General features: G+C 71.1%; 10 protein-coding genes. 4 read left to right on the top strand and 6 right to left on the bottom strand.

The features are described 5' to 3' along the window. The first annotated feature begins 60 nt into the window (after positions 1-60). The 3 genes from FVE25_RS45980 (at position 61) to FVE25_RS45970 (ending at position 4,052) form a co-directional block, all read left to right on the top strand. The gene (locus FVE25_RS45980; protein ID WP_157253851.1) at positions 61-642 is read left to right on the top strand and encodes a fascin domain-containing protein; all 582 of its coding nucleotides are present in this window, start codon (positions 61-63) and stop codon (positions 640-642) included. A 168-nt stretch (positions 643-810) separates the two neighbouring features. Then, a complete protein-coding gene (locus tag FVE25_RS45975) occupies positions 811-1,548 on the top strand; it encodes an ABC transporter ATP-binding protein (RefSeq protein ID WP_157253850.1) in 738 nt (245 codons plus the stop codon). Next, entirely contained in the window at positions 1,545-4,052 is a 2,508-nt protein-coding gene (locus FVE25_RS45970) for an FtsX-like permease family protein (RefSeq protein WP_157253849.1), read from the top strand. The genes FVE25_RS45975 and FVE25_RS45970 overlap by 4 nt, the downstream gene beginning before the upstream one ends. On the opposite strand, the gene FVE25_RS45965 is transcribed toward FVE25_RS45970, so the two are convergent. Next, positions 4,018-4,524, bottom strand: a complete 507-nt coding sequence (locus FVE25_RS45965) for an NUDIX hydrolase (protein WP_157253848.1) — start codon at positions 4,522-4,524, stop codon at positions 4,018-4,020. The genes FVE25_RS45970 and FVE25_RS45965 overlap by 35 nt on opposite strands. A gap of 105 nt (positions 4,525-4,629) precedes the next feature. On the opposite strand from FVE25_RS45965, the gene FVE25_RS45960 reads away from it, so the two are divergent. Then, a complete protein-coding gene (locus FVE25_RS45960; RefSeq protein ID WP_157253847.1) occupies positions 4,630-5,787 on the top strand; it encodes a cysteine--tRNA ligase in 1,158 nt (385 codons plus the stop codon). Between the two features lie 32 nt (positions 5,788-5,819). On the opposite strand, the gene FVE25_RS45955 is transcribed toward FVE25_RS45960, so the two are convergent. The 5 genes from FVE25_RS45955 to FVE25_RS45935 all read right to left on the bottom strand — a co-directional run bounded on the left by FVE25_RS45955 (position 5,820) and on the right by FVE25_RS45935 (position 14,182). After that, entirely contained in the window at positions 5,820-7,241 is a 1,422-nt protein-coding gene (locus tag FVE25_RS45955; RefSeq protein ID WP_157253846.1) for an MDR family MFS transporter, read from the bottom strand. Between the two features lie 426 nt (positions 7,242-7,667). Next, positions 7,668-8,372 (bottom strand): respiratory nitrate reductase subunit gamma, encoded by a 705-nt coding sequence (gene narI / locus FVE25_RS45950; protein ID WP_157253845.1) that lies wholly within the window; start codon positions 8,370-8,372, stop codon positions 7,668-7,670. Beyond that, a complete protein-coding gene (gene narJ / locus FVE25_RS45945; RefSeq protein ID WP_157253844.1) occupies positions 8,369-8,947 on the bottom strand; it encodes a nitrate reductase molybdenum cofactor assembly chaperone in 579 nt (192 codons plus the stop codon). The genes narI and narJ overlap by 4 nt, the downstream gene beginning before the upstream one ends. Beyond that, positions 8,944-10,488 (bottom strand): nitrate reductase subunit beta, encoded by a 1,545-nt coding sequence (gene narH / locus FVE25_RS45940; protein WP_181019937.1) that lies wholly within the window; start codon positions 10,486-10,488, stop codon positions 8,944-8,946. The genes narJ and narH overlap by 4 nt, the downstream gene beginning before the upstream one ends. Positions 10,489-10,507: 19 nt before the next feature. Beyond that, positions 10,508-14,182, bottom strand: coding sequence for a nitrate reductase subunit alpha (locus tag FVE25_RS45935; protein ID WP_157253843.1), 3,675 nt, complete (start codon positions 14,180-14,182; stop codon positions 10,508-10,510). Positions 14,183-14,250 lie beyond the last annotated feature (68 nt).

Genomic DNA, 14,250 nt, shown 5'->3' with positions numbered 1-14,250 from the left:
CGATTGATGATCCTCCGGCAAGCACATTTCTGACGGGCTTCAGAAAGGGAGGTTGGTTCAATGCGTAAAACATTGAATCGATTAATCGCCGTCTGCATGGCCGTACTGCTCGCGCTCACTCTCGGGTCATTCCAGCCTGCCGCGGCCCAGACGGCAGAACGCCGGACCCTGTCCGACCTCGTCACCGCCGAGCGGGTTCCCGGCAGGGCGGCGACCCAGCAGTGCCACTCCAACGTCATCATCACCTCACTGGCCAACAACCTGCTGGTGTCGGCCGAACTCGGGTACAGCGGCGGCGACTACGCCATGCTCCGGGCCCGCGCCTCGGCCGTCGGGCCCTGGGAGCTGTACACCGTCTGCTTCGGGTCCACCTACGACACCATCACCTCGCAGGCCAACGGCCTCCTGGTCGCCGCCGAGCTCGGCTACGGCGGCGGCGACTACGCGATGCTGCGCGCCCGCGCCTCGGCGATCGGGCCGTGGGAGCAGTTCTGGATCGCCTCCTGCGGCAGCGGCTGCGTGACCATCACCTCGCTCGCCAACGGCCTTCTGGTCTCGGCCGAGCTCGGTTATGGCGGCGGCGATTACGCGATGCTGCGCGCCCGCGCCGGCGCGCTGGGACCGTGGGAGCGGTTCGCCTAGAAATCACGACGCCGGCCCGTTCACGCGGGCCGGCGTTTTCTTTCCGGTGATTTCCTTAATAAGGAGTCATCGTGCTTTTCGGAAAAGCACGGTAGTGCCTGCACTACCGCCGGTCGGGCAGCGCGCGGGATGTCCGCGGCATGGGCCCGATTCCTAGGGTTGGGCACCATGCACCACGTCGTCACGCTCACCGGCGTCACCAAGAAATACGGCGACCTCGTCGCGCTCAACGACGTCACCCTGGGCTTCCCGCAGGGCCGCTTCGTCGCCGTCATGGGCCCTTCCGGCTCCGGCAAGAGCACGCTGATCCAGTGCGCCGCCGCCCTCGACCGGCCCACGTCCGGCGGCGTCGAGATCGGCGGCGTGGACATCGGCCGCCTCAACGAGACCAAACGCACGATCCTGCGCCGCGAGCGCGTCGGCTTCGTCTTCCAGTCCTACAACCTGCTCCCGGCCATCACCGTCGAGGAGAACCTCACCCTCTCGCTCCGCCTGGCCGGCCGGCGCCCCGACCGCGCCTGGATCGCCGAACTCGTCGAACGCGTCGGCCTGCAGGATCGCCTGCGCCACCGGCCCGCCGAACTCTCCGGCGGCCAGCAGCAGCGGGCCGCCATCGTCCGCGCGCTGGCCGGCCGGCCCGACGTGGTCTTCGCCGACGAGCCCACGGGGGCGCTCGACCTGCGCGCCGCGGGGCAGGTCCTGGACCTGCTGCGCTCCCTCGTCGACGACCTCGGCCAGACCGTCGTCATGGTCACCCACGACCCCGCCGCCGCGGCCCGCGCCCACGACGCCCTGGTCATGGCCGACGGCCAGGTGGTCGACGTCCTGGCCACGCCCACCGCGCAGGACCTGGCCACCCGCCTCACCCAGCTCGCCCAGATCCCCGCCGGAAGTGGTGCACGATGATCAGGACAGCCCTCGCCATGTCGGGGCTGGGCGGCCTCGTCGTGGCCTTCTTCGCCGTGTTCGGCGGCATGGCGCTGGTCACCGGCACCGGCGTCGTCATCGAGTCCGGCCTGCGCTCGGGCATCTCCCAGCAGCGCCTGACCCATGCCGACGTCCTCGTCTCCGCCCCGCAGACCGTCGCGCAGAAGGAAGACCTCCCGGTCGCGCTGCCGGAACGCGCGCCCGTGCCCGCCTCGCTGGCCGCCGAGCTGTCCCGCCTCCCCGGCGTCGCCGCCGCCTCCGCCGACCTCACCTTCCCGGCCGCCCTCGTGAAGACGCCCGGCACACCCGCGAAGACACCCGGCACACCCGCGAAGACACCCGGCACACCCGCGAAGACACCCGGCGAGACCGTGAAGGCGTCCGGCGGGACCGGTCACGGCTGGTCCTCGGCCGCGCCGGCCGGCGCCAAGCTCGTCAGCGGCCGCGCGCCCACTGCTCCGGGCGAGCTCGCCGTCTCCACCGCGCATGCCGTACGGCAGGGCGCCGAGGTCGAGGTCGTCGCGGCGGGCAGGCGCGCCACCTACCGGGTGACCGGCGTCGTGGACCGCCCCGGCCTCTACTTCCCCGACCAGACCGCCGTCACCCTGTACGGCAGGCCCGGCAAGGCCGACCTCATCGCCCTGCGCGCCGCCCCGGGCGCCACCGCGGAGACCCTGGCCACAGCCGTCCGGCAGAAGCTCGGCGAGCGCTACGTCGTCAGCACCGGCCAGGCCAAGGGCGACGCGGAATCCCCGGAGACGGCCGCCGCCCGCACCATGCTGATCATGCTGCCGAGCTCGATCGGCGGCATCAGCCTGCTCATCGTCGGCTTCGTCGTCGGCGGCGGCATCTCCCTGTCCATCACCCGGCAGCGCCGCGACCTCGCGCTGCTCAGGGCCGCCGGCGCCACCCCGCGCCAGGTCCGCAAGCTCGTCGCCGCCCAGGGCATGACCGCCGCCGTGGCCGCCCTGCTGCCCGGCGCCGCCGCCGGTTACCTCCTGGCCGCCCACTTCGGCGACCTGCTGGTCTCCCTCGGCATGCTGCCCGCGCAGCTTCCGCTGACCTACAGCCCCTTGCCCGCGGCCGGCGCCGCCGTACTGCTGCTGGGTGTCGTGCGGTTCTCGGCCTGGGCCACCTCGCTGCCGGCCTCGAAGATGCCGGCCACGGCCGCCGTCCGGGACTCCCAGAGCGAGCCGCGCACGCCGTCGCGGCCGCGGTTCGTCGGCGGGCTCGCCCTCATCGGCGCCGCGCTGGTCCTGTCGACGATGCCGTTGTTCCTCCGCGGCGAGGTCGCCGCCGTGGGGCCCGGCATGGCCGCGCTTCTGTCGGTTGTCGGCCTCGCGCTGGCCGGGCCCAGGCTGGTCCAGCTGGGCAGTGGCCTGCTCGTGCGGCTCGTGCCCGCCCGCGTCTCCGCCCCTGCCTGGCTCGCCGTGACCAACACCCACGGCTACGCGCTGCGCACCGCGGGCGCGGTGGCCGCGCTCGGCATGGTGGTGACGCTCACCACGAGCATGACGCTCACCCACACCACCGTCCTGAGCGCCACGACCGCGCAGACCGCCGAGATCCTGAAGGCCGACGCCGTCGTCACCGCTCCCGCCTACGGCGGCATCCCGGACGGGCTGCTGGAGTCGGTGCGCGCCACCCCGGGCGTGAAGGCCGCCATCGCCACCTCGACGACCATCGTCGTCGGCCGCTCGCTGGCCCTCGGCGACCCCGGCGAGGGCCTCAAGGACCGCGCCGCCATGGTGCTCGGCCCGGAAGCGGCCGGGATCGTGGACCTGGGGATCACGCAGGGCAGCCTGGCGAACCTCAAGGGCGCCACGATCGCGCTGGACGAACGTGCCGGGAAGGTGGGTGAGCAACGTGACCTGATCCTGGGCGACGGCTTCAGGGTGAAGGCGCGCGTGGCCGCCACCTACACCCGCACGCTCGGGCTGGGCCCGGTCGTCCTGTCCCGCGACCTCGTCGCCGGGCACACCACCACGGGCCTGGCCTCCAGCGTCCTGGTCCGCGTGGCCGACCCCGGCGCGCTCGAGGCTGTGAAGGAGAGCTGGCCCGGTGTCGAGATCGCCGCGGACGCCACCTCGCCGCAGGCAGGGCAGACCAACGCCCAGTTGTGGATCAACCTGGCGGTGCTGGCCGTGCTCCTCGGCTACGTGCTGGTCTCCGTCGCCAACCGCCTGGTCGCCACCACCGCGGCCCGCGGCGCCGAGCTGACCGCCGTCCAACGTCTCGGCGCGACCCGCGGCCAGCTTCTGTCCATGATCCGCTGGGAGGCGCTCCTCATCGCGCTCACCGCCTGCGCGGCGGGGCTGGCCATGAGCGTCATGCCGCTGCTCCTGCTCAGCATCGGCTTCCTCGGCCGGCCCTGGCCCGCGGGGCCGCTCTGGCCGGCGCCGGCCGCGATGGCCGCCGTGTGCCTGGTGGTCTGGGCCGCGTTCGAGCTCACCGGCCGGCGGCTGCTGCGCGGCCGAACGTGATCTGGGTTGTGCCGAGCTCACCGGCCGGCACCGGAGAGCAGCTCCGCAGGGCCGCCGCGATCGCGGGCCGACGGGCCAGCGTCTCGCCGACCACCGGGTCGGTGGCCATCAGGAAGGCGAGGTGCTGGATGGCGTGCGCCGCCACGTTCGCCATCTCGATCCGCTCCGGGCTGGGTGAGGCCGGGGCGGGTCCCCGGGCGATCGGGAGGTCGCCGAGAACCGCCCGGGGCGCGCCGGGCACCGGGTCCGGGCACACGGCGTACGTGAGGACGACCCGTGCGCGCTCGCGGTCGTATCGCCAGCTCGTGGAGTGCACGACGCTGTCCGGCGCGCCGGGCGCGAGCTCGCAGGCCCGGCGCGCGGCCTCGTCCGGGCTCTCGCCCGGGCCGGGAGGAACGGTGAGGTGCCGGTACGACCACGTGCCCGTATGGTCGGCGTGCAGCATCAGGACCTCCACCGAGAGTTCATGCACAGTTGGCGTCCTCGTCGTCTCCGATTGCTGCGACCAGTATGCAAGAACGCCGGCTACGCAAGTGTGCGGTTGCTGCAGCGCGTTCCTCGTGCGTCCCTGTATGGCATGACCGGGACGCTGGTTCTGATGGGGTCGGGGGAGACCAGCCCGACCATGGTCGAGGTGCATCGCGGCGTGATCGGCGCGCTGGGGCCGCAGCCCAGGGCGATCCTGCTGGACACGCCGTATGCGTTTCAGGAGAACGCCCGGGACATCTCGGCCCGGGCTCAGCAGTACTTCGCCCGGAGCGTGGGGCTGGAGGTGGAGGTCGGCGGCGTCATCGCCACGGCCGACTGGGTGTTCTCGGGGCCGGGCAGCCCGACGTACGCGCTCGATCGCTGGCTCGGCGGCTCGGACGCCGGTGACCTGCGGGCCCGGGTGCGCGCCCGGCAAGGGGTGACCGTGCTGGCCTCCGCAGCCGCGTGCACCGCGGGGGCGGCGACGGTGCCGGTGTACGAGATTTACAAGGTGGGGGCCGAGCCGTACTGGCGGGAAGGGCTCGATCTGCTGCGCCCGCTGGGGCTGGAGGCGGTGGTGATCCCGCACTACGACAACGCCGAGGGCGGCACGCACGACACCCGCTTCTGTTACCTGGGTGAGCGGCGCCTGTCGCGGATGGAACGCGAGCTGCCGGCCGGGACGGGCATCCTCGGCGTGGACGAGCACACCGCGGTGGTCATCGACCTGGTCGCCGAGCGGGCGCGGGTCGTCGGCCGGGGCGTTCTCACCGTCCGCGCCGGGGGCACGCGGGCCGTGCTGCCCGCGGGCACCACGGCGAGCATCGGGGAACTGCGCGGCCTGCTGCGCGGCGAGGCCACGGCGCCCGAGGTGAAACCGGTGGCGGCCGCGGTCAGGGAGCTGACGCTGGAGGAGACCGTACGGGCGTGTGAGGAGTCCTTCGCCACCGCTGACGGCCCGTCGGTCGCCACCAAGATCATTCTGGATCTGGAGGGTGAGATCGCCCGCTGGGCGGCGGACATGGAAGAGGACGCGGGCGGCTCGGAGGAAGCGCGTGACGCCCTGCGCCGCATGATCGCCACGCTGGGCGCCGACGCCGGCCGCAGCATGGCCGCGCAGATCGTGCCGCCGCTCCTGGCGCTGCGCGAGAGGCTGCGGCAGGAGCGTGCCTTCGGCCTGGCGGACGCGGTCCGGGAGGCCCTGGGCGAAGGCGGCGTCCTCGTCGAGGACACCGCCGACGGCCCACGCTGGAGCCTGCTCGGCTGAGCGGGCTCCAGCGTCGGATGTGCTGCTGGCTTCTAGTGCCCCGCGTGTTCGACGGAGGTGTCGGCGCGGGCGGGCAGGAGCAGCGCGGTGATCACCACCGCGATGGACAGCACCGCGCCGATGATGAAGGCGAGCCGCATGCCCTCGAGCTGGGCGAGCACTTCGGTGACGCCGTCGGCGCGCAGGCTCTCGGCGCGCGCGCTCATCACGGTCACCACGAGCGCGGTGCCGATGGCCGCGGCGACCTGCTGCAGCGTGCTCAGGATCGAGCTGCCGTGGGAGTAGAGCGACGGCGGAACCGCGCCCAGCCCCAGGGTGAAGACGGGGGTGAAGGTCGCCGCCAGGCCGACCATCAGCAGCGCGTGCAGCCCGAGAAGCTGCCAGAACGGCATGGTCATCGTGACCTGGGTGAAGCCGGCGAGCGACAGCGTGATGCCGATCGCACCCGGAATGACCAGCACGCGCCCGCCGAACCGGTCGAACATCCGCCCGACCGTCGGGCCGAGCAGACCCATCGCGAGGCCGCCCGGCATCACGAGCAGGCCGGTCTGCAGGGGGTCGAGCCCGCGCACGTTCTGCAGGTAGAGCGGCAGCAGGATCATCGAGCCGAGCATCGCCATGAAGGCCACCGACATCATGATCAGCGCGATCGTGTAGGTGCGGTGGCGCAGGGTGCGCAGGTCGAGCAGGGGCACGCCGCGCTTCTGCAGCTTCAGCTGACGGAACACGAAGATCGCGATGAGGATCACGCCGATCCCGACGATCGCGCCGGCCAGGCGGATGTCGCCGCCCTCGAAGCGGCTGAGGCCGTAGACCAGTCCGCCGAAACCGGCGGCCGCGGTCACCACGCTGAACCAGTCGATGTGGCTGATCTTGGGCTCGCCGACGTTCTTGAGCTGCTTCAGGCCGGTCCAGGTGATCAGCGCCGCGATCGGGAGCACGACGGCGAACAGCAGCCGCCAGGACCCGAACTGCAGAATCACACCGGAGACGGCCGGGCCCATCGCGGGCGCCACCGAGATGGCCAGCGTGACGTTGCCCATGACCCGGCCCCGGTCGGACTCGGGCACCACCTGCATCAGCGTGGTCATCAGCAGGGGCATCATCACGGCCGTGCCGGACGCCTGGATGATGCGCGCCCCCAGCAACACGGTGAACGTCGGCGCGATCATGGCCAATGCCGTGCCGATCAGGAACAATCCCATCGCGACTTTATAGGCGGTGCGGGTGGAGACCCGCTGCAGGAACCATCCCGTGATCGGAATGACGGCTGCCATGGTCAACATGAAGGCGGTCGAAAGCCACTGCGCGGTCTGCTCCGTGATGCTCAGAGCCGTCATGAGGCGAGGGATCGCATTGATCATGATCGTCTCATTGAGAATGACCACGAATGTGGCGAGCACCAGCAGCCGGATCACGGCTGGGGTGCGCCCCTTGACCGCGGACGCGGGCATGGCGGGGGAATCAAGCTTAGGGCTGGGCACGTTACCTCGATCAGGGTTGTCGGACGGAACTCGGTCTTGGCTGGCGTCCCAGCGGTGGGCCGCACCGGTCGTAGCGGTCATGCCTAGATTGACCTGCACCACCGACAAAACTCATCGCCCGCACCCAACATTCCGGCAACTGGCCGGAAATGTCACCTGATTTTCACCCCGAGCAGGCGCTTGATCAGCGCCGGGATCAGCGAAGGAATGCCGATCCCGCCGCCCATTTCCGCCGTGTGGCTATGGACGAGTGATGTCCGTCACACAGCTGATGGACAGATCATTTGCGGATGTGGCGGGCTACATTGCCCTCACTCGGGACCGATGCATTTCGTGGACCTTTAGTGAGGTATTTGCACGGCCGAAACCCTGTGTCAACGCGGCATTCCAGCCGGGTCAGCGCACGGTGGCCGAGCCCCTGCGGGCCGCAGCCCGGTGCCGGTAGACGACGTACGGCCGCAGCAGGTATCCCACGGGCGCGGCGAAGGCGTGGACGAGGCGGCTGAACGGCCACAGCGCGAACAACGCCATGCCGAACAGGATGTGGACCTGGAACATCAGCGGCGCGTGAGCGGCGGCGGCCACGTCGGGCTGGAGCACCAGCAGACTACGGAACCAGACCGATACGCCTTGGCGGTAGTCGTAGGTGCTGCCCGCCCCGGTCAGCGTCGCCCACAGACCGGCCAGCAGCACGATCGCCAGCACCGGGTAGAGAATCCGATCGGTCCGGCTGGTGGCCAGCCGTACCGCGCCGACCTTCAGCCGCCGCCACAGCAGGATCCCGAGCCCCGCCACGCAGGCCAGCCCGGCAAGCCCTCCCACGACGAGGGCGTTGGCCCGGTAGAAGGACTCGCTGATGCGCAGGCTCTCGGTCACCGATTCGGGCACCAGCAGCCCGACGACGTGGCCGGCGACGACGAAGAGCAGGCCGTAGTGGAAGAGCGGGCCGCCCACCGACAGCAGACGGCTCTCGTGCAGCTGGCTCGAGCGGGTGGTCAGCCCGAAGCGGTCGTAGTGGTAACGCCACGCGGATCCCGCTACGAACACCACGAACACGACATACGGCAGCACACCCCACACGGCGATCTCGAGATGTCTCATCGGTAGGCTCCCAGGGCTTCGATCCCGACGGTCTCCGCGGGCGGCCCGCCGGTCGTGATGGCGCGGGCGAGGCGGCGCTGGGCCGGGGTCGGGTCGCCGAGACTCGCCGCCACGGCTTGCAGGACTCCGGCGTACGGCCCGCCGTACCCGGACAGGTTGGCGCTCAGGACGTCGATCCCGGGCCGGTGCGCGTGCAGCAGGTCCGTGCCGGGTCCGGGGCAGCGGGCGGCGAACTCCAGCATGAGCGGCAGGAAGTCCGGCAACTCGGCGGTGTCGGGCAGCCAGCCGTGCGCGCGGTAGAGCGCCTTGAGCCGGGCCAGCGACATGCCGCGGCGCCGGGTGTCGCCGTCGGTGTAGTACGTCATGTGCAGGGTCCGGCGGTTGCTGCGGTCGAAGGTGGCGACGTAGGTCCTGGCCAGGTCCAGCGGCGCGATCGCCGTGGCGCAGAACGCGCGCAGCAGCGCGGCGGCCTCGCCCCGCACCTCGCGCAGGGCGTCCTCGACGAGCGCTCTCCTGCCGGGCCAGTCGTCGCCCGGGTAGCACAGCAGCAGGGAGGCGGCCTGGTGCACGATCATGGGTTCGCCTCGCGCCGCCGCGGGAAGAGGCCGGCGGGCCGGCCCTTGCCGTCCCAGTTCAGCAGGTTGACCCGGCCGTGGAGCTCCTCCTCCACCATGCCGGGGCCGCCCGGCGCATCCAGGCTGCACCCGGCGAGCTCCGCGCTCTCCCGGCCGTCGTAGGCCGTGGGGATGACGTACCGCTCGTCGTACTTGGCCAGCGCCAGCAGGCGGTACATCTCCTCGATCTGGACCGGTGTCATGCCGACGGCTTCGCCGATGCCGGGATCGGGCTCCTCGCCGAGGTTGATCGCCCGCATGTGCGCGCGCATGGCGGCCAGCCGCGACAACGACGCCTGGACGGGCACGGTGTCGCCGGCGGTGAACAGCTCTGCCAGGTAGGTGACCGGGATGCGCAGCGCGTCGATCGCGGCGAACAGGTTGCCCGCGTCCTCGCCGTCGTGCCCGGTGCCGGCCAGCGCGTCCACGACCGGTGACAGCGGGGGCACGTACCAGACCATCGGCAACGTCCGGTATTCCGGATGCAGGGGGAGTGCCACGCGATAGCGCGTGATGAGCGCGTAAACCGGGGAAAGGCGGGCCGCCTGCACCCATGCGTGCGGGATGCCGGCCGCCTCCGCCGCGGCGGCCACCTCCGGGTCGCCGGGGTCGAGGAAGCAGCCGAGCTGGGCCGGGTACAGGTCGTGCTCATCCGGCACCGCGGCCGCCTGCCCGACCCGGTCTGCGTCGTAGAGGATCACGCCGAGATAGCGCAACCGGCCCACGCACGTCTCGGAGCAGACGGTCGGCTCGCCCGCCTCGATCCGCGGGTAGCACATCGTGCACTTCTCGGCCTTGCCGGTCTGGTGGTTGAAGTACACCTTCTTGTACGGGCAGCCGGTCACGCACATCCGCCAGCCCCGGCACCGATCCTGGTCCACCAGGACGATTCCGTCCTCGATCCGCTTGTACATGGCGCCGGACGGGCAGGCGGCCACGCACGACGGGTTCAGGCAGTGCTCGCAGATGCGGGGAAGGTAGAACATGTACGCCTGCTCGTACGAGAGCCGGACGTCGTCCTGGAGCTTTCGCAGCACGGGGTCGTTGGCGAGGTGCTCGTGCCCGCCGAGGTCGTCGTCCCAGTTCGGCCCCCACGTGATCGTCGTGGGCCGGCCGTCGATCAGCGAACGCGGCGGCGCCGTGGGGACGTCGTCGCCGAGCGGCGCCGAGGTGAGATTGGCGTAGTCGTAGGTCCACGGCTGGTAGTAGTCGTCCAGCAGCGGCAGGTCCGGGTTGGCGAACAGCCGGGCCAGGCGCCGCGCCCGGCCGCCCGCACGCGGCACGAGCCGCCCGTTGCGCAGCCGCCAGCCGCCCTTCCACCGGTCCTGATCCTCGTAACCGCGCGGATAGCCCTGGCCGGGCCGCGTCTCGACGTTGTTGAACCACACGTATTCGGTTCCGGCCCGGTTGGTCCAGGTCTGCTTGCAGGTCACCGAGCAGGTGTGGCAGCCGATGCACTTGTCGAGGTTCATGACCATCGCGATCTGCGCCATCACCCGCATGCTCATTGGTCGCTCACCATCAGTAGGTCACCTCCTGGGAGCGGCGCCGGATCACGGTCACCGCGTCCCGCTGGTTGCCGGTCGGCCCGTAGTAGTTGGGGGCGAACGACAGCTGGCCGTACCCGCCGATCAGGTGGGTCGGCTTGATCAGCAGCTTCGTCAGGGCGTTGTGCACCCCGCCGCGGCGGCCGGTGGCCTGGGACAGGGGCACGTTCACCAGGCGTTCCTGCACGTGGTACATGTACACGGTCCCCGGCGGCATGCGATGGGAGACGACGGCCCTGGCCACCACCACGCCGTTGGCGTTGATCGCCTCGATCCAGTCGTTGTCGGCCACGCCGGCGGCCCGCGCGTCCTCGACGCTGATCCAGATGACCGGGCCGCCTCTGGCCAGGGTCTGCATGAGCAGGTTCTCCTGGTACTCCGAGTGGATGGACCACTTGGAGTGCGGGGTGACGTAGCGCACCGTCACCCCGCCGCCTCCTCCTCCGCTCTCCCCGAGTGCGGCCAGGTCGAGCGGCGGCCGGTAGATCGGGAGCTGCTCGCCGTACTCGGCCATCCAGTCGTGGTCGAGATAGAAGTGCTGGCGCCCGGTCAGCGTGTGCCACGGTTTGGCGTGCTCGGTGTTGACGGTGAACGGCGCGTAGCGCCGCTCGGGCGACTCCTTGCCCGACCACTCGAAGCTGGTGGCCACCTGCACCGGCCGCTCCTGCGTGTCGGAGAACACCACCCGGCGCTCGCCGACCGACGCGCCCAGCTTGTCCAGCTCCGACGCCGGCCCGCACCGCTCGCCCAGGGCCGCGAACCCGGCCGCGGCCAGGCGCCCGTTGGTGGTGCCCGACAGCGCCAGGATGGCCTCGCAGAGCTTGACGTCGGAGTCCAGCAGCGGCCGCCCGTCCTCGGCTCGCCCGCACCGCTCCGCCAGCCACTCCACCTCCGGCCCGGCGTGGACGGTGACGCCCTTGACCGTCATCCCCTCCTCACCCGTCAGCGGGCCGAGCTCGGCCAGCTTGGCGGCGACCGCGGTGTAGTCGCGCTCGATCAGCCGTACGGCCGGCAGATTCCGCCCGGCCCGCGCGGGGTGCCCGTCCCGCCAATCGGGTACGGCGCCGCCCGGCTGCGCGATCTCGGCAGGCGTGTCGTGCTGGAGCCCGGTGGCGACGAGGTCCCACGCCGTGTCCAGGTGGCCCGCGGCCAGCTCGCCGAACCGCGTGGCCAGCCCGTGGAAGATGGCGAAGTCGGTCCTGGCCTGCCAGGGCGGGCTGATGGCGGGGGAGAAGGCGTGAATGTAGGGGTGCATGTCGGTGCTCGACAGGTCGTGCTTCTCATACCAGGTGGCGGCCGGCAGCACGAGATCGGCGAACAAGGTGGTCGAGGTCATCCGGAAGTCGAGCGCCAGGAGCAGGTCGAGCTTGCCCCGCGGCGCCTCCTCCCGCCAGGTCACCTCGCGCGGCCTGGCCTCGGGCGGCGCCTCCTCGGCGGTGGCGTTGTCCTGCGCGCCGAGCAGGTGACGCAGGAAGTACTCGTTGCCCTTGGCCGAGGACCCGATCAGGTTGGCCCGCCACACCGTCAGCACCCGCGGCCAGTTCTCCGGCGCGTCCGGATCCTCGCAGGCGAACCGGAGCCCTCCCTCGGTGACCTGTTCGGCGACCCACGCGGACGCGTCCCGCCCGCTGTCGCGCACCCGGCGGCCGAGGTCGAGCGGGTTCGCGGAGAACGTCGGGTAGGAGGGCATCCAGCCGAGCCGCGCCGACTGGGCGACCAGGTCGGCCGTGTGCCTCCCGGCGAACAACCCGCGCCCGGTCGCGCTGGACAGCGCCCCGGCGGCGAACGACTCATACCGCCACTGGTCGGTGTGCTGGTACCAGTACGGCGTGCCCGCCATCTGCCGGGACGGGCGTACCCAGTCGGCCGCCATCGAGATCTGCTGCCACCCGGCCAGCGGGCGTACCTTCTCCTGGCCCACGTAGTGCGCCCAGCCGCCGCCGTTCACGCCCTGGCAGCCGGTCAGCAGCAGCAGGGCGATGAAGGAGCGGTAGATCGTGTCGGAATGGAACCAGTGGTTGGTGCCGGCGCCCATGACGATCATGGCCCGGCCGCCGGTCTTCTCCGCCGTGGTGGCGAACTGGCGGGCGATGCGGATCACCGTGGCGGCGGGCACGGAGGTGATCTCCTCCTGCCAGGCCGGAGTGCAGGGCGATGCGGGGTCGTCGTAGCCGGTGGGCCACGTGCCGGGCAGGCCGGGGCGGGCGACGCCGTACTGGGCGAGCAGCAGGTCGAACACCGTGGTCACCAGTTGGCCGCCGATCCGGCGCACCGGGACGCCCCGCCGTACCACGTCGCCGCCGTCGAAGCGCGGCATCAGCACCTCGGCGCTGTCGCCGCCCTCCCGGTACAGGGTGAGCAGCGGGTCCAGGCCGTCGAGCGAGAGGTTCCAGCGGCCCTTCTCCGGGCTCCAGCGGTCGCCGAGCGTGCCGTTGGGTACGGCGGGCCGGTCGTCGAGGGCGTTCATCAGCACGGGCCGCCAGGCCGCCTCGTCGGTCGTGTCCTCGCCCAGGTCGGCGGCGGTGACGAACTTGCCGGGGACGAGGCCGTGGTCGCGTTCGTGTTCGTTCAGGGTTATGAGGAAGGGCAGGTCCGTGAATTTGCGGACATAATCTGAAAAATAGGGAATTTGGCGGTCGATGAAGTATTCCTTCAGGACCACGTGCCCCATCGCCATCGCCAGGGCGCCGTCGGTGCCGGGATGCGGGTGCAGCCATTCGTCGGCGAACTTGCTGGCGTCGGAGTAGTCGGGTGCGACCACGACCACCTTCTGGCCCCGGTAGCGGGCCTCGGTCATCCAATGGGCGTCGGGGGTGCGGGTGACCGGGACGTTGGAGCCCCACAGGATCAGGTAGGCGGCGTCCCACCAGTCGGCCGACTCCGGTACGTCGGTCTGGTCGCCGAACACCTGGGGCGAGGCGATCGGCAGGTCGGCGTACCAGTCGTAGAAGGACAACATGGGCGCCCCGATGAGGGACATGAACCTGGCGCCCACCGCGTGTGAGGCCATCGACATCGCGGGGATGGGCGAGAAACCGGCCACCCGGTCGGGCCCGTACGTCTTGATCGTGTGGACATGCGCAGCCGCGGCGATCTCCAGTGCTTCGTCCCAGGTCGTCCGGACGAGGCCGCCTTTGCCACGGGCGTTTTGGTACTTCTCCCGCTTTTCCGGATTTGTCGTGATCTCCGCCCATGCTTGGACCGGATCGCCGAGTCTGGCCCTCGCCTCCCGGTACAACTCCAGCAGGACGCCACGGGCATGCGGGTAGCGCACGCGGGTGGGGGAGTAGGTGTACCAGGAGAAGGCGGCGCCGCGCGGGCAGCCGCGGGGTTCGTACTCCGGCCGGTCCGGGCCGACGCTCGGGTAGTCGGTCTGCTGGGTTTCCCAGGTGATCAGGCCGTCCTTGACGTACACCTTCCACGAGCACGAGCCGGTGCAGTTGACCCCATGGGTCGAGCGCACGACCTTGTCGTGGGCCCAGCGTTCGCGGTAGGGACTGTCGTTGACGGAGTCGCGGGCCTGGTACACGACACGCAGGTCCGGGGTCGTGTCGCTGCGGTGCAGTAACTTCCCCGCTTCGAGCAGCCGTTGCGCGGCGGCATCCGCCGCGCGTTGCGCAAGTGTGCTCCTGCTTCCCCGTCCGAACATGCGGGCAACCCTTCGGTTGACATGTTTCTGACAGTGCGCGTCGTTCAACTATTTCTATCACACAAAAG

Origin of the sequence: Nonomuraea typhae (genome assembly GCF_009760925.1) — a bacterium.
In the GTDB taxonomy this organism is placed as follows: Bacteria; Actinomycetota; Actinomycetes; order Streptosporangiales; family Streptosporangiaceae; genus Nonomuraea; species Nonomuraea typhae.
Note: the sequence above shows the minus strand (reverse complement) of the source record. Positions and strands in the feature narration are given on the sequence as shown.

What these genes read in the sequence shown, in the direction of transcription:
- FVE25_RS45980 (WP_157253851.1), top strand. Translation starts at nt 61, where the DNA reads ATGCGTAAAACATTGAATCGATTAATCGCCGTCTGCATGGCCGTACTG.
- FVE25_RS45975 (WP_157253850.1), top strand. Translation starts at nt 811, where the DNA reads ATGCACCACGTCGTCACGCTCACCGGCGTCACCAAGAAATACGGCGAC.
- FVE25_RS45970 (WP_157253849.1), top strand. Translation starts at nt 1,545, where the DNA reads ATGATCAGGACAGCCCTCGCCATGTCGGGGCTGGGCGGCCTCGTCGTG.
- FVE25_RS45960 (WP_157253847.1), top strand. Translation starts at nt 4,630, where the DNA reads ATGACCGGGACGCTGGTTCTGATGGGGTCGGGGGAGACCAGCCCGACC.
- FVE25_RS45955 (WP_157253846.1), bottom strand. Translation starts at nt 7,241, where the DNA reads ATGCCCGCGTCCGCGGTCAAGGGGCGCACCCCAGCCGTGATCCGGCTG.
- narI (WP_157253845.1), bottom strand. Translation starts at nt 8,372, where the DNA reads ATGAGACATCTCGAGATCGCCGTGTGGGGTGTGCTGCCGTATGTCGTG.
- narJ (WP_157253844.1), bottom strand. Translation starts at nt 8,947, where the DNA reads ATGATCGTGCACCAGGCCGCCTCCCTGCTGCTGTGCTACCCGGGCGAC.
- narH (WP_181019937.1), bottom strand. Translation starts at nt 10,488, where the DNA reads ATGCGGGTGATGGCGCAGATCGCGATGGTCATGAACCTCGACAAGTGC.
- FVE25_RS45935 (WP_157253843.1), bottom strand. Translation starts at nt 14,182, where the DNA reads ATGTTCGGACGGGGAAGCAGGAGCACACTTGCGCAACGCGCGGCGGAT.